At 66.7% G+C, this 22,505-nt stretch carries 21 protein-coding genes; 9 read left to right on the forward strand and 12 right to left on the reverse strand.

Annotated features, from left to right (window positions below; translation table 11 throughout):
• Positions 1-60: 60 nt before the first annotated feature.
• Positions 61-498: a gamma-glutamylcyclotransferase family protein gene (locus API01S_RS01950; protein WP_061303809.1), complete on the reverse strand. Its 438-nt coding sequence runs from the start codon at positions 496-498 to the stop codon at positions 61-63.
• A 136-nt stretch (positions 499-634) separates the two neighbouring features.
• On the opposite strand from API01S_RS01950, the gene clpB reads away from it, so the two are divergent.
• Entirely contained in the window at positions 635-3,241 is a 2,607-nt protein-coding gene (gene clpB, locus API01S_RS01955; RefSeq protein ID WP_006220340.1) for an ATP-dependent chaperone ClpB, read from the forward strand.
• A gap of 85 nt (positions 3,242-3,326) precedes the next feature.
• Here clpB and API01S_RS01960 read toward each other — a convergent pair whose 3' ends face one another.
• Both API01S_RS01960 and API01S_RS01965 read right to left on the reverse strand, forming a co-directional pair.
• Complete coding sequence (locus API01S_RS01960) at positions 3,327-4,988, reverse strand: CehA/McbA family metallohydrolase domain-containing protein (RefSeq protein ID WP_061302892.1); 1,662 nt, start codon at positions 4,986-4,988, stop codon at positions 3,327-3,329.
• 138 nt (positions 4,989-5,126) lie between these two features.
• Positions 5,127-5,774: a TetR/AcrR family transcriptional regulator gene (locus API01S_RS01965; RefSeq protein WP_061303810.1), complete on the reverse strand. Its 648-nt coding sequence runs from the start codon at positions 5,772-5,774 to the stop codon at positions 5,127-5,129.
• 163 nt (positions 5,775-5,937) lie between these two features.
• Here API01S_RS01965 and API01S_RS01970 point away from each other — a divergent pair, with 163 nt between their 5' ends.
• Genes API01S_RS01970 through API01S_RS01980 form a run of 3 tightly spaced genes read left to right on the forward strand, consistent with a single transcriptional unit; the run spans position 5,938 to position 8,466 of the window.
• A complete protein-coding gene (locus tag API01S_RS01970; RefSeq protein WP_061302894.1) occupies positions 5,938-7,158 on the forward strand; it encodes a Tm-1-like ATP-binding domain-containing protein in 1,221 nt (406 codons plus the stop codon).
• 11 nt (positions 7,159-7,169) lie between these two features.
• Entirely contained in the window at positions 7,170-8,000 is an 831-nt protein-coding gene (locus API01S_RS01975; RefSeq protein ID WP_061302896.1) for a phosphoenolpyruvate hydrolase family protein, read from the forward strand.
• A 7-nt stretch (positions 8,001-8,007) separates the two neighbouring features.
• Positions 8,008-8,466, forward strand: coding sequence for an SRPBCC family protein (locus API01S_RS01980; RefSeq protein ID WP_061302898.1), 459 nt, complete (start codon positions 8,008-8,010; stop codon positions 8,464-8,466).
• Positions 8,467-8,717: 251 nt separating this feature from the next.
• Here the strand turns inward: API01S_RS01980 and API01S_RS01985 are convergent, their stop codons facing one another.
• Positions 8,718-9,695, reverse strand: a complete 978-nt coding sequence (locus API01S_RS01985; protein ID WP_061302900.1) for a LysR family transcriptional regulator — start codon at positions 9,693-9,695, stop codon at positions 8,718-8,720.
• An 89-nt stretch (positions 9,696-9,784) separates the two neighbouring features.
• On the opposite strand from API01S_RS01985, the gene API01S_RS01990 reads away from it, so the two are divergent.
• Both API01S_RS01990 and API01S_RS01995 read left to right on the forward strand, forming a co-directional pair.
• Positions 9,785-11,257 carry an N-acyl-D-amino-acid deacylase family protein gene (locus API01S_RS01990; RefSeq protein WP_061302902.1) on the forward strand — a complete coding sequence of 491 codons (1,473 nt, stop codon included), beginning with the start codon at positions 9,785-9,787 and terminating at the stop codon, positions 11,255-11,257.
• On the forward strand, positions 11,254-12,213 hold the full coding sequence (locus API01S_RS01995) for a tripartite tricarboxylate transporter substrate binding protein BugE (RefSeq protein WP_006220331.1): 960 nt from the start codon (positions 11,254-11,256) through the stop codon (positions 12,211-12,213). Before API01S_RS01990 ends, API01S_RS01995 begins: the two co-directional genes overlap by 4 nt.
• Positions 12,214-12,231: 18 nt before the next feature.
• Here API01S_RS01995 and API01S_RS02000 read toward each other — a convergent pair whose 3' ends face one another.
• The 5 genes from API01S_RS02000 to API01S_RS02020 form a co-directional block, all read right to left on the reverse strand.
• Complete coding sequence (locus tag API01S_RS02000) at positions 12,232-13,605, reverse strand: sulfite reductase subunit alpha (protein ID WP_061302904.1); 1,374 nt, start codon at positions 13,603-13,605, stop codon at positions 12,232-12,234.
• A 4-nt stretch (positions 13,606-13,609) separates the two neighbouring features.
• Positions 13,610-14,566, reverse strand: a complete 957-nt coding sequence (locus tag API01S_RS02005; RefSeq protein WP_061303812.1) for an FAD:protein FMN transferase — start codon at positions 14,564-14,566, stop codon at positions 13,610-13,612.
• A gap of 82 nt (positions 14,567-14,648) precedes the next feature.
• Positions 14,649-15,449, reverse strand: a complete 801-nt coding sequence (locus API01S_RS02010) for a DUF4198 domain-containing protein (RefSeq protein WP_061302906.1) — start codon at positions 15,447-15,449, stop codon at positions 14,649-14,651.
• 31 nt (positions 15,450-15,480) lie between these two features.
• Positions 15,481-15,996, reverse strand: coding sequence for a DUF2271 domain-containing protein (locus API01S_RS02015; protein WP_006220327.1), 516 nt, complete (start codon positions 15,994-15,996; stop codon positions 15,481-15,483).
• A 27-nt stretch (positions 15,997-16,023) separates the two neighbouring features.
• Entirely contained in the window at positions 16,024-16,650 is a 627-nt protein-coding gene (locus tag API01S_RS02020) for a PepSY-associated TM helix domain-containing protein (RefSeq protein WP_006220325.1), read from the reverse strand.
• A gap of 232 nt (positions 16,651-16,882) precedes the next feature.
• Between API01S_RS02020 and crcB the strand changes: the two genes are divergently transcribed.
• On the forward strand, positions 16,883-17,275 hold the full coding sequence (gene crcB, locus API01S_RS02025; RefSeq protein WP_050730251.1) for a fluoride efflux transporter CrcB: 393 nt from the start codon (positions 16,883-16,885) through the stop codon (positions 17,273-17,275).
• A gap of 38 nt (positions 17,276-17,313) precedes the next feature.
• Here crcB and hpnE read toward each other — a convergent pair whose 3' ends face one another.
• From hpnE to hpnC, 3 genes are read right to left on the reverse strand one after another with little or no spacing between them, the layout of a single operon-like run.
• Entirely contained in the window at positions 17,314-18,636 is a 1,323-nt protein-coding gene (gene hpnE / locus API01S_RS02030) for a hydroxysqualene dehydroxylase HpnE (protein WP_050730060.1), read from the reverse strand.
• The gene (gene hpnD / locus API01S_RS02035) at positions 18,633-19,496 is read right to left on the reverse strand and encodes a presqualene diphosphate synthase HpnD (RefSeq protein WP_006220321.1); all 864 of its coding nucleotides are present in this window, start codon (positions 19,494-19,496) and stop codon (positions 18,633-18,635) included. Before hpnD ends, hpnE begins: the two co-directional genes overlap by 4 nt.
• Before the next feature lie 16 nt (positions 19,497-19,512).
• Positions 19,513-20,343, reverse strand: coding sequence for a squalene synthase HpnC (gene hpnC / locus API01S_RS02040; protein WP_050730061.1), 831 nt, complete (start codon positions 20,341-20,343; stop codon positions 19,513-19,515).
• A gap of 129 nt (positions 20,344-20,472) precedes the next feature.
• Between hpnC and alr the strand changes: the two genes are divergently transcribed.
• The gene (gene alr, locus API01S_RS02045) at positions 20,473-21,600 is read left to right on the forward strand and encodes an alanine racemase (protein WP_061302908.1); all 1,128 of its coding nucleotides are present in this window, start codon (positions 20,473-20,475) and stop codon (positions 21,598-21,600) included.
• Between the two features lie 174 nt (positions 21,601-21,774).
• Positions 21,775-22,494 (forward strand): SDR family oxidoreductase, encoded by a 720-nt coding sequence (locus API01S_RS02050; protein WP_006220318.1) that lies wholly within the window; start codon positions 21,775-21,777, stop codon positions 22,492-22,494.
• The last annotated feature ends 11 nt before the right edge of the window (positions 22,495-22,505 follow it).

The following is a 22,505-nucleotide window of genomic DNA, read 5'->3' on the forward strand; positions in this document are numbered from 1 at the left end:
AAAACGGGTATACAAGCGTGAAGACAAAATCCATTGTAGTCGGTTGTTACTACGGGTGTCTTACCAGCCGGTATTAGATAGACGTGACTGCCGGTAGGCGATCCAGTCGTCGGCCGCAATATCCACGGCCGCCCCCCGTAACGCCGGATCAATAGGATAGTAATGGCAGTGGAGCTCGCGTGTGCGGCCGGCGGATAAATCCAGCCGTGCGACAGTTTCGCGGCGCACGAAGCAACATTTTTGTCCTGGTACGTATTCCTCGATTTCGTCCATCAGCGCAAGCAGGGCCGGCCGCACCCGATAGACCTCGCCCCGCACCCGGCGCCCGTCGGCCACCGGGATCAGTCCGGGCCATTGGCCGAAGTCGACCAGCATGCCGGGCACGGTGGCCGGGCCGATCCGTTGGGCAGGGGGCAGACCCCGCGCGGCGGCGGCTTGCGCCAGGTCATTGATTTCGCCCGCGCGTAGGGTGCCGTAGATAAAAACGTATATGCTCATGAATCGGTTTATCACGCACGTCGAAGCAGTGAATTGGGCGACCGGGTGTTGAAATATTGTCATCCGGCCACATATTCAAGGTATCGAGCCAGCCGGCACGTATCGGTCAGGCTCTCCAACAAGCCAAACGACCATTATGCGATTCGACAAACTAACCACCAAGTTCCAGCAAGCCCTGGCCGACGCTCAAAGTCTGGCCGCCCGTAACGACCACCCCTATATCGAGCCCGTGCACGTGCTGTCGGCGCTGCTATCCGATCCGGACAGCGGCGCGGGCAGCTTGCTGGCGCGCGCCGGTGTGGCCGTCAACCGTCTGCAGCCCGCGCTGGAGGCTGCCATGAAGTCGCTGCCGCAGGTGCAGGGCGACGACAACGTGCAAGTCGGCCGTGACCTGAACGCGGTGCTGACACGCACCGACAAGGAAGCGGCGCGCCGGGGCGACACCTATATCGCCAGCGAACTGTTCCTGCTGGCGCTGGCCGAAGACAAAGGCGAGGCCGGCCGCATCCTGCGTGAAGCGGGCTTGCAGAAAAAGGCGCTGGAAGCCGCCATCGACGCCGTGCGCGGTGGCGAAAACGTCTCCGGCGCGGAAGGCGAGTCCAACCGCGAAGCGCTGTCCAAGTACACGCTGGACCTGACCGAGCGCGCTCGTCAGGGCAAGTTGGATCCGGTGATCGGCCGCGATGACGAAATCCGCCGCACCATCCAGATTCTCCAGCGCCGCACCAAGAACAACCCCGTCCTGATCGGCGAACCCGGCGTGGGCAAGACCGCCATCGTCGAAGGGCTGGCGCAGCGCATCGTCAATGACGAAGTGCCGGAAACGCTGCGCGGCAAGCGCGTGTTGTCGCTGGACCTGGCCGCGCTGCTGGCCGGCGCCAAGTTCCGGGGCGAATTCGAAGAACGCCTGAAGGCCGTGCTCAAAGAACTGGGCCAGGACGACGGCAGCAACATTGTCTTCATCGACGAACTGCACACCATGGTCGGCGCGGGCAAGGCCGAAGGCGCGATGGACGCGGGCAACATGCTCAAGCCGGCGCTGGCGCGCGGCGAACTGCACTGCATCGGCGCAACCACGCTGGACGAATACCGCAAGTACATCGAGAAGGACGCGGCCCTTGAACGCCGCTTCCAGAAGGTGCTGGTGGACGAACCCGACGTGGAATCCACCATCGCCATCCTGCGCGGTCTGCAAGAACGCTACGAGATCCACCACGGCGTTGAAATCACCGACCCGGCCATCGTGGCGGCGGCTGAACTGTCGCACCGTTACATCACCGACCGCTTCCTGCCCGACAAGGCCATCGACCTTATCGACGAGGCCGGCGCGCGCATCCGCATGGAAATCGATTCCAAGCCGGAGGTGATGGACAAGCTGGACCGCCGCATCATCCAGTTGAAGATCGAGCGCGAAGCCGTCAAGAAAGAAACCGACGACGCGTCCAAGCGTCGCCTGGGCGTGATCGAGGACGAACTCGAAAAGCTGCAACGCGAATACAACGACTACGAGGAAATCTGGAAGGCCGAGAAAGCCGCGGTGCAAGGCACCCAGGCGATCAAGGAAGAGATCGACAGCGTGCGCGCCGAAATGGCCGAGCTGCAACGCAAGGGCCAATTCGACAAGCTGGCCGAACTGCAATACGGCAAGCTGCCCGATCTGGAATCGCGCCTGAAGGCGGCCGAAGTGGGCGCCCAGCAGGCTGCTGAAAACGCCGAGGGCGACAATGGCCGCCCGCGTCTGTTGCGCACCCGCGTCGGCGCCGAAGAGATCGCTGAAGTGGTCTCGCGAGCCACCGGCATTCCGGTGTCCAAGATGATGCAGGGCGAACGCGAAAAGCTGCTGCACATGGAGGAATTCCTGCACAAGCGCGTGGTCGGCCAGGACGAGGCCGTGCGCCTGGTGTCCGATGCCATCCGCCGTTCGCGCGCGGGTCTGGCGGACCCGTCGCGTCCGTATGGTTCGTTCCTGTTCCTGGGCCCCACGGGCGTGGGCAAGACCGAATTGACGCGGGCGCTGGCCGAGTTCATGTTCGACTCCGAAGAGCACCTGATCCGCATCGACATGAGCGAATTCATGGAGAAGCATTCCGTGGCGCGGTTGATCGGCGCGCCGCCCGGATACGTGGGCTACGAAGAGGGTGGCTACCTGACCGAAGCCGTGCGGCGCAAGCCCTACAGCGTGGTGCTGCTCGATGAGATCGAAAAGGCGCATCCGGACGTGTTCAACGTGCTGCTGCAAGTGTTGGACGATGGCCGCCTGACCGATGGCCAGGGCCGCACCGTGGACTTCCGCAACACCGTGATCGTGATGACGTCCAACCTGGGCTCGCATCACATCCAGAGCCTGGCCGGGCAACCGTACGACGTGGTCAAGGAAGTGGTGTGGGGTGAGCTGCGGCAGACCCTGCGTCCGGAATTCCTGAACCGTATCGACGAGGTCGTTGTGTTCCATGGCCTGGAAGCACAGCACATCGAATCGATTGCCCGCATCCAGCTGCGTCGCCTTGGCGCGCGTCTGGAAAAGCAGGAGATGCGGCTGGAAGTCACCGAGGCCGCGCTGGCGGAACTGGCCCGTTCCGGCTTCGATCCGGTGTTTGGCGCGCGCCCCTTGAAGCGTGCGATCCAGCAACAGATCGAGAACCCGGTGGCGCGCCTGATACTGGAAGGCAAGTTCGGGCCGCGCGACGTGGTGCCGGTGGACTGGCGCGACGGGGAATTCGTGTTCACCCGAACCTTGCAGTAAGCAAAGCGGCAAGCAAAGCGGCAAACAAAAAGCCTGGCATTGAAAAATGCCAGGCTTTTTTTCGTCTTGTGCGACGCTGGGGCGCTTACTGCGCGACCGTCACGAACACCGGATTCGAATAGAACCACAGGTCGTTGTAGTTGCGCGCATTGATGGCGTTGAAGCGGGCGGCGTTGTCGGCCAGGTCCACCTTGGCGTCGGGCAGCGGTTCGCCCGCCGCCGTTTCGCCAGCCACGTCCACGCCCAGATTGGTGCCGCGCAGGCGCAGGTACTGGCTGCGGTCCGCCGTCACCGTGGTCTTGATGACGTTGTAGCCATCGGCGTCAACGGTCCAGTCGGCACGCGTGAAGCGGGCCAGCACGCGGGTGGACGCATTGCTGTCGGCGTCGTAGGCGGCCGTGCCGGCGGCAGCGCGCGCGACCACGTCGCCCACGATCAGGTCGACGTGGTTGACCGTCGGCTTGACGTAGGTGGGGTTGCCGCTTTCGATGGGGTATTCATAGTTGTTGCTGCCCGGGCTGCGAAAGCGGATGGTGATTTCCACCTTCTCTCCCTTGGTGGCTTGCAGCTCGCCGCCCATGTGGACGGCGCCCGATGCGCCCTGCGCCTGGAAGTCCAACGCATCGATCAGGTCGCCGAACACGCCGAACACGCGGCCGCTCTTCAGGCCAGCCACGACCGCCGCCATGTTCTCGCCGTCCTTCCACACGTGCGTCTTGGCGTACTCCCCGGGCGCATAGCCCGAGCTGTACAGGCCCGAAGCCGTGCGGAAATGGAAGTCGGAATCGGCCACCGTCCAGATGCGCCTGCCTTCGCCAAGCAGCGCGTCCCAGGTGCCGCCCAGGCGGGCCACCAGGTAATCCACGCCGCCATAGGTGCGGTTGGGCAGGAAGGCGTTGGTATAGGCCGTGGCGTAGCCGCCGCGATCCGGTTCCATCTGATTGCCCACCATGCCTTCGATGGCGAAGAACACGTTGGGCGCCAGGTCGTTCATTTCACGCAGTTGCGCCACGGTGTACTTGCCCGCGTAGCGGGACGGGTGGTTCAGCAGCATGTAGCTGTCGGGGTGCTTGTCGCGCAGCCACTTCAATGCCGCCAGCGAGTCGGCGTGCGTGGTGTAGGCGCGGGTCTGGCCGGACAGGCGCGAGGCCAGCAAGGGGTCGAACAGGGCAGGGTCGCGATTGGTGAACAGGTATTCGAACTCGGCCACCGCTTCCAGCGATTTGGCCGACATCGGGTCATCCGTGCCGATCCCGATGTTGACGTGGTCATGCGTGGGCATGTCCCATTCGAACGACGAGAAAATGATCTTGCCCGCGTAGCGGCCCGCAGCCTGCGCCGATTTGATGAAGGGCGCCTCATATAGCGCCATGCCCGTGGAGAACGGAATCGCGCCACCGGCCAAGGCGATGCCGGTGTGGTCGCGGCCGGACAAGCGCAGATGGTTCGACAGGGCGGCCCAGTCCAGCTTGTAGCGGTCGAAAGCCTGGTCCAGCGCGCTTTCCAGGCTGACCTGCGCGTCGTCCGATTGATACGTGTGCACGTGCAGATCCCCCGCGCTCCAGGCGCCGGTTTCCACGGGCTTGGGATCCACGGGCGGGGCCGGCTCCGTCACGACCGGGGGCGAGGGTTCGGTGACGACGGCTTCGTCGTCGTCATCGCTGCCGCCGCAGGCGCTCAACAGGGTGACGCAAGCCAGCGACAAGGGCATGATGGCCCGCCGCAAGCGGGATACTTCGAACTGCATGGACACACTCCAACGTCTGGCGGCCCGCGAAGGCAGGCCGCAAAACGCCGAACTATGCCGGTGCCGGGTGACGTGGCCGTGACAAGAACGCGTGGAGTCCGCAGCCGCTACGCAAGAACGCGTGCGCGTCCGCAGTCGCTATGGCTTGGGGGCGCGCGCCTCGGCCAGGGCCTGCTTGATGATCGCGTTGGCGGTCCAGCGCACCACGTCCGTCACGGCGGGCAGGTCCAGGTGCCAGATGTCTTTCAGGACCAGGAACACTTCGGTGCCGTAGACCAGCGACAGCGCTTGCGCCACGCGCGCCTGTTGCTCCGGCGTCAGCTCGTTCGCCAAGGGGGCGATGGCGCGCTTGAGGATGTCGACCCGATGGCCCCGCACCAGCCGGGGATCCGAGGCGGGCTTGCCCGCGCTGGCTTCCGCGTGCTGTTGCAGCGACACCATGATCGCGGCGCGCAAAGGCGCTTCGTGCGAGGCCAGCCGGGGATAGGCGAAGCGCAGCAGCTCGTCCACGCGGGTGGCCGCGTCCGGCGCATCCGAGTCCCAGGCCAGGATCGGGCCCAGGCTTTCGTCCACGACGGCTGCGATCAAAGCGCTCTGGCTGGGAAAGTAGCGATACGCCGTGGCGCGCGAAACCTTGGCGTGTTCCGCCAATTCGGCGACCGAGGGCGTGATGCCTTGCGCCATCAGCTGTTGCGCCGCGTCCAGCAGGGTCTTGCGCATGCGCGCGCGGGGCCCGTGCGGGGGTTCGCCGCTGGCTGCCGCCTGCGGGCTGGCGGGGGCGATCAGCCGAGCCGCCGCACCGCGCGACGCGCGGCTGGCGGACGCTGCCGAGGTTTGACGTGAGATTGGTGTCTCAGTATGATTCTTTCGTCTCATTTCTTGATTCTACAGGGCCTTAGGGCCTCACATATCGAGGCGCGCACCGAGTGTAGCCGCCCGCGGAGGAGCCATGACGCATTCGAACCGGCGGGTCTTTGTCGCCGCCACCTACGACACCAAGGGCCAGGAAGCCGAGTATGTGGTGGACCTGCTGCGCCGCGAGGGCCTGGACGTGGTCTCGGTCGACGTGTCCACCACGGGCGCGCCCAGCGCGGCCCAGGTGCAGGCGCGCGAAGTGGCCGCCAGCCATCCGGGGGGCGCGGACGCGGTGTTCACCGGCGACCGGGGCACGGCAATCGCGGCGATGGCGCAGGCCTTCGAGCGCTACGTGGCCGGCCACGCCGGCATCGGCGCCATGATGGGTCTGGGCGGCTCTGGCGGCACGGCGCTGATCGCGCCGGCCATGCGCGCGCTGCCGATCGGCACGCCCAAGGTGATGGTGTCCACGATGGCCTCCGGCAACGTCGCGCCCTATGTCGGCCCGTCGGATATCGCGATGATGTATTCCGTCACGGACGTCGCCGGCCTGAACCGCATTTCGCGGCGCGTGCTGGCCAACGCGGCGGGCGCCATTGCGGGGGCGCACCGCATGGCCGCCGCCAACGCCGCCGCCGGCCAGGACGATAGCCGTCCGGCCGTGGGCATCACCATGTTCGGCGTGACGACGGCCTGCGTGCAGCAGGTCACGCCGCTGCTGGATTCGCGTTATGACTGCCTGGTGTTTCATGCCACCGGCACGGGCGGCCAGTCGATGGAAAAGCTGCTGGACAGCGGGCTGCTGGCAGGCGTCCTGGATCTGACCACCACCGAAGTCTGCGACTTTCTCTTTGGCGGCGTGCTGGCCTGCACAGAAGACCGCTTCGGCGCCGTGGCCCGCACGGGCGCGCCGTATGTGGGTTCTTGCGGCGCGCTGGACATGGTGAATTTCGGCGGCATGGACACCATCCCCGAACGCTACCAGGGCCGCCAGTTCTATCCGCACAATCCGCAGGTGACGCTGATGCGCACCACGGTCGAGGAAAACACCCGGCAGGGCGAGTGGATCGCCGCCAAGCTGAATCAATGCCAGGGGCCGGTGCGCTTTCTGATTCCGGAAGGTGGCGTGTCCGCGCTGGATGCGCCGGGCCAGGCGTTCTGGGACCCCGAGGCCGACGCCGCCCTGTTCGCGGCCCTGCAAGCCCACGTGGTGCAAACCCAGGACCGCCGCCTGGTGCGCGTGCCGTGCCACATCAACGACCCGCTGTTCGCCCGGACGGCGGTAGAACAATTTCTTGAAATCGCAACACATTGAGGAAGGCCGTCATGCCGCGTTTTGACCGTAACGAACTGCTGGACAAGTTTCGCGCCATGGTGCGCGCGCGCACGCCCATCGTGGGGGGCGGCGCGGGCACGGGCTTGTCGGCCAAATGCGAGGAAGCGGGCGGCATCGACCTGATCGTCATCTATAACTCGGGCCGTTACCGCATGGCGGGACGCGGCTCGCTGGCCGGCCTGCTGGCCTATGGCAACGCCAACGAGATCGTCGTGGACATGGGCCGCGAAGTGTTGCCGGTGGTCAAGAAGACGCCCGTGCTGGCGGGCGTGAACGGCACCGATCCCTTCTGCGATTTCGACGTCTTCCTGGACGACCTGAAGCGCCAGGGCTTTGCCGGCGTGCAGAACTTTCCCACCGTCGGCCTGATCGACGGCAACTTCCGCGCCAACCTCGAAGAAACGGGCATGGGCTACGCGCTGGAAGTCGACATGATCCGGCTGGCCCATAAAAAGGGCATGCTGACCACGCCATACGTGTTCAACGAAGACAACGCGGTGGCGATGGCGCGGGCGGGCGCCGACATCATCGTCGCGCACATGGGCCTGACCACGGGCGGATCCATCGGCGCGGAAACGTCGCAGACGCTGGACGATTGCGTCGCCGCCATCGACCGCATTGCCGATGCCGCGCTGGCGGTGCGTCCGGATATCATCGTGCTTTGCCATGGCGGCCCGATCGCCACGCCCGAGGACGCGGCCCACGTGCTGCGTGCGTGCAAGCACTGTCATGGCTTCTACGGCGCCAGTTCGATGGAACGCCTGCCCACCGAACAGGCCCTGACCGCCGCAACCCGCGAGTTCAAAAACCTGACCTTCTGAGGTTCCCATGCCGCATACCGTACATGTCAGTGCCGTCATCCACGCGCCGCTTGAAAAAGTGTGGCCGTGCTTTCGGGATTTCAACGGCCTGGCCGATTGGCACCCCGGCATCGCGCAAAGCCGGTTGGAGGCCGACGGCCGCCATGACGCGGTAGGCAGCGTGCGGTACTTGACGCTCAAGCCGGGCGGCTTCGTGCGCGAGCAGCTGCTGATGCTGGACGATCCGGGTACGGCCCTGCGCTACAGCATCATCGAAACCAGCCTGCCGATGCGCGACTACACGGCGGGCGTGTCCTTGCATCGCATCACCGAAACCGGTCCGGATGCAAACGCGCAGACGCTGGTGCAATGGTGGGCCGACTTCCGCGTCGAAGGCGCGGAGCTTGCCGACGTGGCCCGCGCCGTGGGGCAGGGTGTGTTCGCGGCGGGACTGGCGGCCTTGGACGAAAAGCTGCGCGCGGTGTAGGCGCGGCGACGGCGACGCCGCCAAGACTCGCGGCGTGCGCCGCAGCGCGACTGCGGCCTCGCCGCCAAGACATGATGCGCACGACCCGCACGGCAAGCGCGGTCACGCCCGCCAAGACATGCTGCGCGCGCCCCGCAACACAAGCGCGGCGATGCCAGCTAAGACATCGCGCGCGCACTCCGCAACGCAAGCGCGGCCATATCAGCTAAGACACGCGGCGCGTACTCCGCAGCGCAACCGCCGCCACACCCCTAAGATAATTCAGTCAAAGCCTTGCGGGCGGCCGGCACCCGCCTGCATCCGGCAGGCAGCGGCGCGCGCCGCAGGTAGTCGTGGATGGCGCCGATCAGCGCCTGGGCGGCGGGGCTGGACGGATATTCCTTGTGCTGGATGACGCACACCGTGCGCACGACGGTCGGGCGCGACAGCAGCGCATAGGCCAGTCCCGGTTCGCGCACGCGCGCGGCGGCCAGCGCCGGCAGCAAGGCAACGCCCAGGCCCGCCTTGACCAGCGCGGCCTGCGAGGTCGTGCTGGAGGCTTCGTAGAATGGCGCGCCCGCTTCGATGGGCAAATCGGCGCGCGCACGTAGCAGCGCCATGATGCCGGTCTCGTCCACCACCCCCACCAACTTGCGGCCGGCCAGGTCCGACCAGCGCATGGTTCCGTCGCGGCCCGGCCGCAGTTGGGCGTCATCGGCGCGATACAGCACCCCGAACCGGTCTTCCAGCAAGGGCTCGAAACGCAGGCCGGGCGCGTCGGCCCAGCGGCTGGTCAGGCCGAAATCCACCTCGCGGGCAGCAACCTTGCGCTGGATGCGCCCTGAATTGTCGTCGCTCAGATACAGCCGCACGGCCGGGTATTGCGCCGCGAATGCGGCGGCCGCCGGCGCGATGATCTCGGTGATCGCCGAGGGCGCGGCCGCCACGCCCACCCGCCCGCGCTCCAGCGCGCCAAAGCGCACCACGTCTTCGATCACGCCGTCGAAATCCGCCAGCAGACGCATCACGCGGGGCAGGAATTCTTCGCCCGCGGCGGTCAGCAGCACGCGCCGGCTGGTACGCGCGAACAGCTGCGTGGCCAAGGCATCTTCCAATTGGCGCACCAGGCTGGTCACCGACGACTGCGTCTGGAACAGGCGCTTGGCCGCGTGCGTGAAGCTGGATTCCTGCGCCACGGCGACGAAGGCGGTCAGGTGCTTCAAGGTGACATGCTTGGGCAGACGATTCATTTCAAAAGACGATAGATGGATCAATAAAAACAATTTTTGCAGATTGATCGCCCGGACGATACTAGGGGCTTCATCCAGGCAGGGCGCACATGCAACACGCAGATTTGGACCTCATCATTGAAGGCGGCTGGCTCATCGACGGCCTGGGCGGCCCGCGCCGGCGCGCGGACGTCGGCGTGAAGGACGAACGCGTGGCGGCCATTGGCGACCTGCAGGGCGAGCGCGCTGCACGCCGTATCGACGCAAGCGGCAAGATCGTCGCGCCCGGCTTCATCGATTCGCACGGCCATGACGACCTGATGTTCGTGGAAAAGCCGGGCCTGCCCTGGAAGACGAGCCAGGGCATCACGTCGGTGGTGGTGGGCAACTGCGGCGTCAGCGGCGCGCCCGCGCCCTTGCCGGGCAACACCGCCGCAGCCCTTGCGCTGCTGGGCGAGACGCCGCTGTTTGCCGACATGCACGCCTATTTCGATACGCTGCGCGAGCAGCAGCCGATGATCAACGTCGCTGCCCTGGTCGGCCATGCCAATCTGCGCCTGGCCGCCATGCGCGACCCGTCCGCCACCCCGACTGCGAGCGAGCAGGACGCCATGCAGCGGATGCTGGACGACGCGTTGTCTGCCGGTGCGGTGGGCTTCAGCACGGGCCTGGCCTACCAGCCCGGCGGCGTCGCCCAGCAGGAAGAACTGGACGGCCTGGCCCGAGTGGCCGCCGCCCACGGTGCGCTGCACACCAGCCATATCCGCAACGAGGGCGACCACGTCGAAGCCGCTGTCGATGAAGTGCTATCGGTGGGCCGCAACACGGGTTGCGCGACGGTGCTGTCGCATCACAAATGCATGATGCCGCGCAATTGGGGAAAGAGCCGCGCCACGCTGGCCAACATTGATCGCGCGCGCGCCGAAGGCATCGACGTGGCGCTGGATATCTATCCGTATCCGGGCAGTTCAACCATCCTGATCCCCGAGCGCGCGGACAGCATCGACGACATCCGCATCACATGGTCGGTGCCGCATCCCGAATGCAGCGGCGAATCGCTGGCCGATATTGCAGCGCGCTGGGGTTGCGGCAAGGAGGAAGCGGCGCAGCGACTTTGCCCTGCCGGCGCGATCTACTTTGCCATGGACGAGGCCGAAGTGCAGCGCATCTTCCAGCATGAATGCTGCATGGTCGGGTCGGACGGCCTGCCCAACGACGCGCATCCGCACCCTCGCCTGTGGGGCAGCTTCACGCGCGTGCTGGGACGCTATGTGCGCGAAGCCGAATTGCTGACGCTTGAAGCCGCCATCGCCAAGATGACGGCGCTGCCGGCGCGCGTATTCGGCTTGGCCGGGCGCGGCCAGATCAGTGTGGGCGCATGGGCGGATATCGTGGTGTTCGACGCGGACACCGTGAGCGACCGCGCCACCTGGGACACGCCCACGCTGCCGTCGGTCGGCGTGGAACACGTGCTGGTCAATGGCCAGCAGGTGTATCCCGAAACACCGGGCATGACACGGCCCGGAAAGATTCTGCGGCGCCAAGCCGCTCACAACACCCCCAAGGAGATAACCCCATCATGATGCGCAAGACTTTGGTCGCCCTGGCGCTGGCCGCGCTGCTGCCCGCCGCCCACGCCGCCTTTCCGGATCACCCCATCACGCTGATCGTGCCGTTCCCGGCGGGCGGTCCCACCGACATCGTCGGGCGGGTGGCGGCGGCGAAGGCGGGCGAGATCCTGGGCCAGCAGATCGTGGTGGAGAACCGCACGGGCGCGTCCGGCACCATCGGCATGGCGGCCACGGCGCGCGCCAAGCCTGACGGCTACACCGTGGGCCTGGCTACCGTCAGCACTCACGGCACCGCGCCGCATCTGTTCCCCAACCTGGCGTATGACCCGGTCAAGGACTTCACGCCCATCAGCAACCTGGTCACCAGCCCCAACATCCTGAGCGTGAATCCGAGCTATCCGGCTCGCACGCTGGCCGATTTCGTCTCGCACGTGCGCGCCAATCCGAACAAGGACGGCTACGCCAATGCCGGCGCGGGCGGGGTGAACGACCTGGGCATGATCTGGTTCCTGCAAATCATCGGCGGCAAGATGAACAGCATTTCCTATCGGGGCTCCGCGCCCGCGCTGACCGACACGGTAGGCGGGGTGGTGCCGGTGATCTTCGACAATTTCCCGTCGTCGCTGCCCTACGTCAAGAGCAAGCACCTGCATGCGTTGGCCATCACGGGCACCGAGCGCAACCCGCGCCTGCCGGACGTGCCTACGTTTGCGGAGCAGGGCTACAAGGACTACGACGTCACCGCCTGGTACGGCGTGGTGGGACCGGCCGGCATGCCCGCCGACGTGCGCGACAAGCTGGCCCAGGCGTTTGCGCAGGCGGTGCGCGACCCGGCCACGGCCGCCAAGATGGAAGAGACGGGCGCTTTCGCCCTGGGCAATACGCCGGCTGAATTCGCCGAGCAGATCCGCACCGAACGCGATCGCTGGAAGACGGTGATCGACCGCGCGCAGATCAAGTTGCAGTAATCAGGACGGGGCAGCGCCCTAGTACACGTCGCGCCGGTAGCGGCCGGCGTGCAGCAGGGCCTGCAAGGCGTCCTCGCCCAGGATGTCGCGCAGCGCGGCATCCACGCCCGCGGCCATGCCTTGCAGGCTGCCGCAGACATAGATTGCCGCGCCCGCCGCCACCCAGGCGCGCAGGGCGTCGGCGTGCTCGCGCAGTACGTGTTGCACGTAGCGGCGTTCGTGCTGGTCGCGCGAGTACACCGCGTCCACGCGCTCCAGGCTGCCGTCATCGCGCCACGCGGCGATGTCGGCGGCGCAGAATGCATCATGCGCGGCGTTGCGCTCGCCGAAAATCAGCCAGTTGCGCCGATGGCCCGCCAGGCGGCGCGCCTTGATCAGCGCACGCAGGCCGGCCAGCCCGGTGCCGTTGCCCACCAGGATCATCGGCCGGTCATCGTCAGGCGCGTGGAAGTTGCGGTTGGTTCGCACGCGCAGATCGATCAGGTCACCCACCTGCGCCACCTGGGTCAGCCATCCGCTACCCAGCCCCAGGCCGCCGTTGGCGCCGGGCATCTGGCGCACCAGCAGTTCGATCGCGCCGTCCTGCGGCAGCGACGCGATGGAGTATTCGCGGTGGGCATGCAATGGCCCGCCGCGTAGCAGACGCGGGCCGATTTCCGCGATATCGCCGGCCTGCCACTGCGGCGCTTGCCCGGCTGGCGGCGTCAAGGTCAGCAGATAGCAGGGCGCGCCCTGGCTGCCGGGGTTTTGCAGCGTGCGCGCGGCGAGCCGCCACGATTCGTAGTCGGGCGCCTGCCAGTCTGGCATGTCGGTCAGGCCCGTGAGCTGCCCCAAGTGATGTTGCCAGTGGCGCAGCGCGGCGGGATCGCCGTTGTCCACTTCCACCAGATCGAACAAGGGCGTCGCGCCTTGCGCGTGCAGCCAATCATCCAGCCGATGCCCGAAGCCGCAGAACTGCGCGTATTCGCTATCGCCCAGCGCCAGCACCGCATACTGCGCACCGGCCAGTACGTGCGAGGCGGATGCCTGCATCTGGCTGGCGAAAGCCGCCGCGGCATCGGGCGGATCGCCTTCGCCATAGGTGCTGGACACGAACAGCATGCGGCGGTAGCCGGATAGCCGGTCCAGGTCCAACTGGCCCAGCGCCGCCACATGTACCGACAGGCCGCCCGCGCGCAGCGACGCGGCGGTTTGCGCCGCCAGCGTTTCCGCATAGCCCGTCTGGCTGGCATGCGCGATCAGCAGGGTATCGGTGTCGGCCGGTGCGTCCAGGGCGGCCAGCGCCTGCGCCTGGCGTGCGCGCTCCCGCCGTGCGCGTCGCCATGCCCACAGGCACAGCAACAGCCACACTCCCACCACGCACGCTGCGGCGAACAATCGGGTCGGGCTCATCGGATCAGGAGGCTTGGGCCAGCGCCTGGAACGCCGGAGTGGCGACGACGCGGTAGTCGTGGGCGTCGCGCAAAATGAACAGGGCTGCCAGATCGTGGCGGCGGGCATAGGCCAGGCCGTCGGCCTCGCCCAGCACGGTCAGGACGGTGGCCAGCGCGTCGGCCATCATGCATTCGGCATGCAGGACCGAGACGGAGGCTACGTTGTTACGCACCGGCTGCCCGCTGCGCGGATCGATCGTGTGGGCATAGCGCGCGTCGCCGCTGCCCGCATGCCGCCGGTAGTCGCCCGACGTGGCGATGCTGAGTGCTTGCAGCGGCAAGGCCAGCGCGTGCTGGTCGCTGGCGTCGGGCACTTCGATTGCCACGCGCCAGGGCTGGCCGTCGGGCCGCTTGCCGCGCGCGCGCAATTCGCCGCCCACTTCCACCAGGTATTGGCTGATGCCCAGCGCGTCCAGCGCCAGCGCGGCGCGGTCCACGCCATGGCCCTTGGCGATGGACGACAAATCCAGATAGGCACCACCCGGCTGCATCGCGGCCTGCCGCGTGGCGTCCAGCGCGACGCGTCGCCAGCCGCAACGGGCGCGCGCCGCGTCGATGGCTGCGGGCGAGGGCGGTTCGAAGGCGCGTTGATGCGGGCCGAAACCCCAGGCATTGACCAGCGGCCCAACCGTGGGGTCATACGCGCCGCCGCTGTCCTCAGCGAGGGCCAGCGCATGGCGCAGTACATAGAAAAAGCCATCGGGCAGCGCCTGCCAGCCGGGCGCCGCCTGGTTGAAGCGCGTGATGTCGGACGTGGATTCCCAGGTGCTCATCTGCGCCACGACCTCGTTCAGCGCGGCCTGCACCGCGCTGCGCGCGGCTTCGGCATCGACGCCGGGAGGCAAGGCCATGCGCGCTGACCACGTGGTGCCCATGGTCGCGCCCGCCAGCGCCGCCAGCGCGGGCAGCGGCGCTGGCATCGCGCCATAGGCCACGCGCACAGCGGGAGCCGCCGTGCCGCGAGGCGCGTAAGACGGGGCAGCCGACACCTGACTTTGGCCCTTAGGGTTGCAGCACTTCGACGGTGCCGGCGTAGGACAGGCGGCGCTTCTTGGCCTGCGGCACGCTGACGACGGCGTCTTCCATGCCCGCTTCGATCCAGTACAGGCCCGGCTGCGGCCACTTCACGGAGAACTTGCCGTCCTTGTCGGTGGTGAGCTTGATTTCACCGACCTTGTCGCGGTAGCGGCTGCCGCCGGGCACGACGTTCACTTCCAGGCTGGCGGCGGGCTTGCCGTCCAGCAGCATCTGGAAGGTTGCCGCTTCGTCGGTGAACAGGTCGTTCGGGTGCGTGACCGGGGCCAGTTCCAGGCCGCGTCCCACCGGCTTGATGGCCGAGGGTTTGCCTGCCGTCACGAAGGTCTCGACCCGGCCCAGGCTTTGCGACACTTCCAGTTCCTGCGCATTCGCGGGCACGGCCTGCGTCATGCCTTCCACCTTGCCGAAATAGCGCTTGTTCTTGCCGTCTTCCTTCCAGCGCGCGAACACGCCGTCATTGACGACCGCCACGCGGTACGTGCCGCTTTGCTTGAGCTGCAAGTCGAACGTGCTGCGCAGCTTGCCGCGATTGATGTTCTCGGCTTCGGCCGCCTGGCCGTCCGGCGCGACGACGGCCAGGCCGTCCAGGCGCAGCGGCGCGTGGTTGAAATAGAACTTGTCGTTGCCGACGGCGGCGTCGACCGTGATCCAGCTGTCCACGCCCGACAGCACGGTGGACGAGGGCACGATCCACACATCATGCGCGTGGGCGGCGAAGGGCAGGCAAAGCGCCAGGGCGGCGGCGAATTTGGCGGCGGATTTCATGGTTGCGCTCCTTGTGGGCATGAATGGGGCATCAGGGTTTGAGGTTGAGCGCGATGGCGCCCAGTTCGTGTTCGCCTTGCGCGCTCAGTTGCTCCGCCTTTTGCGGTGGCCACTGGAAGGGGATGCGCACCAGTTCGCGCCCGCCGACTTCGCGCGCCGCTTCGACGACGACCGCGTATTGGCCGGGCTTGAGTGCTGCCAGCGGCTTGGAGCCCGCGTCAAAGCTCAGGGCGTGCTTGCCGACCGGCTTGGTCGCGCCGCTGACGCCATCAACCGGGAATTGCTGGTTGCGGCCGCTGCGGCGCCACCATTGGCGCATGTCCTTGAGCCACTCGGTGCCTTCGTTGTTCTTCTTGGCCACGTCGTACCAGACCGCCAGGTCGGCGGCCACGCTCTGATCGGGGTTCTCGATCCAGATCGCAACGTAAGGACGGTGGTATTCGGCCACATCCAGGCGCGGTACTTCGATGGACAGGCCGATGTCGGCCGCGTTGGCCGTTCGGGCGATTGCGCCGGCCAGCAGGGCCGACAACAACAGTTTGCGCATGGAAATCTCCAGGGCGGATCGAAGGAATCAGTGAATGAAGAGCAGCGCCAGAACGACCGGTATCACGACGCCCAGCCCCACCATGGGCCAGGTCGCGCTGCGGTTGCCGGCGTGCATCTTGAGCAGCACCAGTCCGGTCAGCGAAAAAACCAGACAGGCGACGGCGAAGATGTCGAGGAACCAGCTCCAGGCCAGGCCGGTGTTGCGGCCTTTGTGCAAATCGTTCAGGTACGAGATCCAGCCGCGATCGGTGCGTTCGTATTCGATGTCGCCGCTGGCGCGGTCAATGGACAGCCAGGCGTCGCCGCCCGCGCGCGGCAGCGACAGATAGACCTCGTCGGGGGACCACTCGGCCGTCTTGCTTGCCGCGCCCGCATCGAGCGTATCGTCCAGCCACTGCGCCACGGAAGCCGGCAGGGGCGCTTTCTTCTGCCCGGAAGGCGCGGCCAACTGTTGGAGCAGGGGCGCGGGCAATTGTGCCTGTCGGCTCGTGACCACCGCCTTGGATTCGATGTGCGACGCGTTGTTCAGCGTCAGGCCGGTGACGGCAAACAGCAGCATCCCCAGCAGGCACAAGGCCGAGCTGATCCAGTGCCATTGGTGCAACGTCTTGAGCCAGTAGGCCCGGCGCCGTGGGGTGGGTTGACTGTCCATGCGGGATTCGATTTGAAGCCGCGGATTCTAACATTTAATGAGAATTACTCGTATAAGAAGTCCGATCTCTGATGCAAGCTGATTTCAATTGATTTCGAAGGCGCGCCGCGTTGAATCCGGCCTGGCCTGATCTTGCGGCAGCGTGCGTTTTTCAGTCGGGCTTTGGCCAGAGCGCGTTATGCTGCTGCTGGTCTTTTGCTTGCGCCGTGGTCCGCGCCACACGCCCCGTCTCATGTCCGCTTACCAAACCCTGATTCCCTTGAATTTTCTGGCCGTCGGGCTGGGCGCCATGCTGGGTGCGTGGGCGCGTTGGCTGGTCAGCCTGTGGTTGAACGTCGAGTCCTGGCCATGGGGCACCTTCACCGTGAATCTGGCGGGGGGGTACTTCGTGGGTGTGGCGCTCGCGCTGGTCGCGGGGCATCCCGAGTGGCCCGCCTGGATCCGCCTGGGCGCCATCACCGGCTTCATGGGCGGCTTGACCACGTTTTCCACGTTCTCGGCGGAAACCGTGTCGATGCTGGAACGGGGCGCTTACGGCACCGCGCTGGGCTATGCGGGCGTGAGTCTGGTGGGGTCATTGCTGCTGACTGCGGCGGGCATCGCCACCGTGCACCTGATGCGCTGAACCGGGCGCGGCGGGCTGGCGCCCGCCGCGTTGGCGCTTCAGTCTGCGCGCGGATTCAGCACTCGCGCGGCTTGCAGGCCGCTGCGCACGGCGCCTTCCAGCACGCCGGGGTAGCCGGTGTCGGTCCAGTCGCCGGCCAAGGCCAGCGTGCGCCAGGGCGTGGTGTTCAGTGGCCGCGTCAGGCCCGGCACCGCCGCGAAGGTGGCGCGCTTTTCAATCAGCAGTTCGGCGGCAGTCACTTCGGGCATGGCCGGCAGGCGCGCGGGATGGCGCGCCGCCTGTTCGGCGACCTGGTCGATCAGCGCCTCGATGACCTGCCGGCGATTGCGCTCGGCGATGCTGGTGGCGGCGCTGGCCACGATGGCCAGTTCGCCCGCCTTGGTGTCGCCCGCCAACTGCGCGCGGTCGAACACCCATTGCCCGACGTGTCCGCGCGCGGCCTCTTCGCGCAGCATCATCATGGGCTCGGGCAACTGCCACGGTTCTGCCAGGCGCACGTTCAGGGTGGCGATCGGCAGATAGTCGAAGGCCTTGAGCGCTTCCAGCAGACCGGTCGCGCCGGCCTCGCGCAAGGGGGCGTCAAGCAGCCGGGCCGCGTAGGTCGGCGGCACCGCCAGCACGGCAGCGTCAAAGCGTTCCTGGTTGACGACGATGCCGTCATCCGAGGGATGCAGCTGGCGCACCGTGTTGCCATAGCGCATGGTCACCTGACGTGCCGCCGCGTCCGGCCACAGCGCCGACAGATCGGTGCAGGGCAGCAGCATGTCGCTGTCTTCGCGCGCGCCAGCCAAGCTGTCGCGCAGCACGCGGGCGTACAGCGCGGCGCTGGCATTGGCGCACGGGGTGTTCAGCGCGGCCAGGCATAGCGGTTCCCAGAGCTGGCGGATCAGCGCATCGGATTGCGCGTGATAGTGCAGCAGTTGCAGCACGGTCCAGTCGCGCGGGGGCGACCACGACATGGCTTTCAGGCCGCGCATCAGGCGCAGCGCGGCATAGCGGTCCGCCCAGCTCAGGCCGCGCGCGGAAAAGAGCGCGACAGCCATGTGCAAGGGGGCGGGCAAGCGAGGGGCGGACAGGCGGAAGCGCCCATCCAGGCTGGCCAACCGCAAGGGGCGGCGCATCAGCAGGGCGTCGGGATTGCGGCCAACGCGGCGCATGAGCGCCAGCGTTTGCCGATAGGCGCCCGCCAGCAGATGCTGGCCGTTGTCCAGCGGCGCTTCGAACGATTCGTGGAAGACGCGGCGCGCGCGGCCGCCGGGGGTGTGGCCGGCTTCGAACACCGTCACCTTGGCGCCCGCTTCGCGCAGGGCGATGCTGGCCGCCAGGCCAGCCCAGCCCGCGCCGATTACCGCCGCCTTCACCGGGCCAGCCGGCGGACCAGTCCGCGTCCGCCGCCCACCCAGGTTTTCCAGGCCAGCCACAGCTTGCGCAGCGGCGTCAGCGAGATGCGCTGGTGCAGCACCTGCCAGTTGTCGCGCTCGATTTCATCGAGCAGCGCGTGGTAGATCGCCGCCATCATCAAGCCCGGGCGCTGCGAGCGTCGGTCTACTTCGGGCAGGTTGCTCATGGCTTCGCGATAGAGTTCGCGGGCCCGGTCGGCCTGGAACTTCATCAACGCGCTGAAGCGTTCGGAGTATTCGCCGTTCAGGATGTCCGACGCCTTGACCTCGAACTGCTGCATGTCATTGACCGGAATATAGATGCGGCCCCGGCGCGCGTCGTCGCCGACGTCGCGGATGATGTTGGTCATCTGGAACGCCAGGCCCAGCTTTTCGGCGTAGACGAGCGTCTTGGGATCGCTATAGCCGAAAACGCCGGCCGACAGCTCGCCCACCACGCCGGCCGCATGCCAGCAATACTTGCGCAGGCCCGGCCAGTCCAGGTAGCGCGTCTGGTCCAGGTCCATTTCCATGCCATCGACCACGGCCAGCAAGCGCTCGCGGGTGATGGAACAGGTTTGCAGATGCGGCTGCAACGCGCGCGTGACAGGGTGATCGGGCTTGCCGTCGAACATCTGGTCGACCTGCGTGCGCCACCAGGCCAGCTTGATGCGGGCCAGCGACGGGTCGGTGCATTCGTCGACAACGTCGTCCACTTCGCGGCAGTAGGCGTAAAGCGCCGTGATCGCGCGCCGGCGTTCGGGCGGCAGGAACAGGAATGAGTAGTAGAAGCTGGAACCGCTTTTGGCGGCTTTCTCCTGGCAATATTCGTCAGGGGTCATAGATAGGCAGGGCCTGTTACTTGATAGAGCGCCACAGCATGATGGCCCAGTCTTTGGCGCCCAATTCGGGGCGATTCATGAATACATCGTAGCTGCTCGCCTCGATACGCTCCAACACGCGCAGCCCGCCTTGCACCACCAGGCGCAGCTCCAGGCCGATGCGGCCGGGCAGGCGGCGCGCCAGCGGAGCGCCGAAGTGTAGCAGCGCGCGCGTGCGTTCGACCTGGAAAGCCATCAGTTCGCGCCACGCGGGGGTCAGGCGGCACGCGGCCAGGTCTTCCTCGGTGACGCCGTGGCGGCGCAGATCTTCCTGCGGCAGATAGACGCGATGCTTGTGCCAGTCCACCCGCACGTCCTGCCAGAAGTTCACCAATTGCAAGCCCGTGCAGATGGCGTCGCTTTCGGCGACGTCCCGAGGGCTGGAGGCATCGAACAGATGCAGCATCAGCCGGCCGACCGGATTGGCCGAGCGCGTGCAGTAGTCGGCAAGCGTGGCGTAGTCTTCGTAGCGTTTGACGGTGATGTCCTGCTCGAAGGCGGACAACAGATCGTAGAACGGCGTGATGGGTAGCTGATGGCGCGCGATGGTCTGGGCCAGCGGCGTGAAGATGTCGGCCAGCGGCGGCAGGCCCGGAGCGGGCGTGTTGCCAGGTTCGGCGCCGATGCGGTGCAGCTCGGTACGGAACGCGGCCAACTGCGCCAGCCGTTCTTCGTCCGAGGCGCTGCCTTCATCGGCGATATCGTCCGCGGCGCGGGCGAAGCGGTAGATATCGGTCACGGCGCCACGCAGCCGGCGCGGCAACAGCAGCGAGGCGACGGGAAAATTCTCGTAGTGATCGATGGACATGGATAGCGGTACAGAAGGCGTTCCCGGAGCGGGATCGCATCATTTTAGAGTAGTCGCCTTTCGGGGCGCCATGCCATCCCTGACCCGGGCGGCGATCAGTTAGACTTAAGCGCCACAGGATCTCACACCATGCCGCGTCCCATATCCGCCACCGTTTCCGTATCCGCTCTTGCGCACAATCTTGCCACCGTGCGCCGCCACCTCGAACAGACTGCCGCCGCCGTGGGCGGGCTGCCGCCCTCCATCTGGGCGGTCATCAAGGCCAACGCGTATGGGCATGGCATCGAACAGGCCGTGACGGGGTTTTCCAAGGCGCAGGGCCTGGCGATGCTGGATCTGGACGAGGCCGTGCGCTGCCGCGAGGCGGGCTGGGGCGGTCCGATCCTGCTGTTGGAAGGGTTCTTCAAGCCGGCCGACCTGGACCTGATCGACCGCTACCACCTGAGCACCACGGTACACAACCGCGAGCAGCTGGACATGCTCGCGCGCGCCCGCTTCTCGCGCCGCGTGGACATCATGCTCAAGCTGAACAGCGGCATGAACCGCCTGGGATTCAGCCCCGCGTCCTACCCCGCCGCCTTTGAACGCGCCATGTTGCTGCAACAGCAGGGCACCCTGGGCTCAGTGGGCAAGATGACGCACTTCGCGTGCGCCGATGGTCCCCAGGGCGTGACCGAGCAATTGGCCCTGTTCAATTCGGTGACGCATAAGTTGCCGGGCACGATCAGCGTCTGCAACTCGGCCGCCACGCTGCGATTCGCCGACATCGCCGTCAGCTCGCCCACGCAGACGCACTGGGTGCGCCCGGGCATCTGCCTGTACGGCGCGTCGCCCTTTGCCGACGCGCAAGCCGCATCCTTCGGCTTGAAGCCGGCCATGACGCTCAGTTCCGAGATCATCGCCGTGCAGGAACTCAAGGCGGGCGATTCCGTCGGCTACGGCGCCATCTTCCGCGCCGAACGCGCCATGCGGATCGGCATCGTCGCCTGCGGATACGCCGACGGCTACCCGCGCCACGCCACCACCGGCACGCCGGTCGTCGTGGCTGGTATCCGCACACAGCTGGTCGGCCGCGTGTCGATGGACATGCTGATCGTCGACCTGGACCCGATTCCCGCTGCTGGCGTCGGCACGCCCGTGGTGCTCTGGGGCGAGGACGGCCCCTCGGTGGACGACGTGGCGCAGTCTGCCGGCACCATCGGCTATGAATTGCTCTGCGCCCTGGCGCCGCGCGTACCGGTCAGCCGCGACGCCTGAACCCGCCCATCGCGGCTTGCCCGCCCGGCCGGGCCGGATTTTCGCCGGGTGTCCAGTGGGCAGAAATTGCTACGCAATTTACAAGACAGCCATCCCAGGATGGTGTCTACTTGGAAAACCGGGCGCCCAAGCGCCCGTTTTTGACCCAGCAATCTGACGACGAGGTTTCATTCCATGAAGGACAAATGCGTGCTCATTACGGGCGCCACCAAAGGCATCGGCTGGGCGCTGACGCAGCGTCTGTCCGACATGGGCTGTCATGTGGTTGGCATCGCGCGCAACACCACCGACGTAGATTTTCCCGGCTACCTGTACGCCTGTGACCTGGCCGACGCTGGTCGCACCGAAGAAGTCCTGCGCGAAATCCGCGACAAGTTTCCCGTGGATGCGGTGGTCAACAACGTGGGCATCGCCTCGCCGCAGCCGCTGGGCGAGATCGATCTGGCCACGCTGTACAACGTGCTGGACCTGAATGTGCGGGTGGCTGTGCAGGTGACCCAGGCGTTCATCGAATCCATGAAGGTACGCCGCGCCGGCCGCATCGTGAACGTGGTCAGCCGCGCCATTCATGGCGGCCTGGACCGCACGGCTTACTCGGCCGCCAAGAGCGCGCTGGTGGGCTGCACGCGCACCTGGGCGCTGGAGCTGGCCGAATACGGCGTGACCGCAAACGCGGTGGCACCGGGCCCGATCGAAACGGAAATGTTCCGCGCCACCCGTCCTGCGGGCAGCGAAGGCGAAAAGCGGGCGCTGGCTTCGGTGCCGATGAAGCGCCTGGGCACCCCGGCCGAAGTGGCCGCCGCCATTGCTTTCCTGTTGTCGGACGACGCCGGTTTCATCACCGGGCAGGTGCTGGGGGTTGACGGAGGCGGCAGCGTAGCTGGCCGTTCCTGATCGGATCCTGG

The organism is Achromobacter piechaudii NBRC 102461 (assembly GCF_001571245.1).
Classification (GTDB): Bacteria; Pseudomonadota; Gammaproteobacteria; order Burkholderiales; family Burkholderiaceae_B; genus Achromobacter; species Achromobacter piechaudii.

Coding starts and splice junctions, on each gene's coding strand:
- API01S_RS02050 (WP_006220318.1), top strand. CDS start 21,775: ATGAAGGACAAATGCGTGCTCATTACGGGCGCCACCAAAGGCATCGGC.
- API01S_RS02015 (WP_006220327.1), bottom strand. CDS start 15,996: ATGCGCAAACTGTTGTTGTCGGCCCTGCTGGCCGGCGCAATCGCCCGA.
- API01S_RS01975 (WP_061302896.1), top strand. CDS start 7,170: ATGCCGCGTTTTGACCGTAACGAACTGCTGGACAAGTTTCGCGCCATG.
- API01S_RS01990 (WP_061302902.1), top strand. CDS start 9,785: ATGCAACACGCAGATTTGGACCTCATCATTGAAGGCGGCTGGCTCATC.
- crcB (WP_050730251.1), top strand. CDS start 16,883: ATGTCCGCTTACCAAACCCTGATTCCCTTGAATTTTCTGGCCGTCGGG.
- API01S_RS01985 (WP_061302900.1), bottom strand. CDS start 9,695: ATGAATCGTCTGCCCAAGCATGTCACCTTGAAGCACCTGACCGCCTTC.
- API01S_RS02010 (WP_061302906.1), bottom strand. CDS start 15,449: ATGAAATCCGCCGCCAAATTCGCCGCCGCCCTGGCGCTTTGCCTGCCC.
- hpnD (WP_006220321.1), bottom strand. CDS start 19,496: ATGACCCCTGACGAATATTGCCAGGAGAAAGCCGCCAAAAGCGGTTCC.
- API01S_RS01995 (WP_006220331.1), top strand. CDS start 11,254: ATGATGCGCAAGACTTTGGTCGCCCTGGCGCTGGCCGCGCTGCTGCCC.
- hpnC (WP_050730061.1), bottom strand. CDS start 20,343: ATGTCCATCGATCACTACGAGAATTTTCCCGTCGCCTCGCTGCTGTTG.
- API01S_RS01960 (WP_061302892.1), bottom strand. CDS start 4,988: ATGCAGTTCGAAGTATCCCGCTTGCGGCGGGCCATCATGCCCTTGTCG.
- clpB (WP_006220340.1), top strand. CDS start 635: ATGCGATTCGACAAACTAACCACCAAGTTCCAGCAAGCCCTGGCCGAC.
- API01S_RS01950 (WP_061303809.1), bottom strand. CDS start 498: ATGAGCATATACGTTTTTATCTACGGCACCCTACGCGCGGGCGAAATC.
- API01S_RS01980 (WP_061302898.1), top strand. CDS start 8,008: ATGCCGCATACCGTACATGTCAGTGCCGTCATCCACGCGCCGCTTGAA.
- API01S_RS02005 (WP_061303812.1), bottom strand. CDS start 14,566: ATGCCAGCGCCGCTGCCCGCGCTGGCGGCGCTGGCGGGCGCGACCATG.
- API01S_RS01970 (WP_061302894.1), top strand. CDS start 5,938: ATGACGCATTCGAACCGGCGGGTCTTTGTCGCCGCCACCTACGACACC.
- API01S_RS02000 (WP_061302904.1), bottom strand. CDS start 13,605: ATGAGCCCGACCCGATTGTTCGCCGCAGCGTGCGTGGTGGGAGTGTGG.
- API01S_RS02020 (WP_006220325.1), bottom strand. CDS start 16,650: ATGGACAGTCAACCCACCCCACGGCGCCGGGCCTACTGGCTCAAGACG.
- alr (WP_061302908.1), top strand. CDS start 20,473: ATGCCGCGTCCCATATCCGCCACCGTTTCCGTATCCGCTCTTGCGCAC.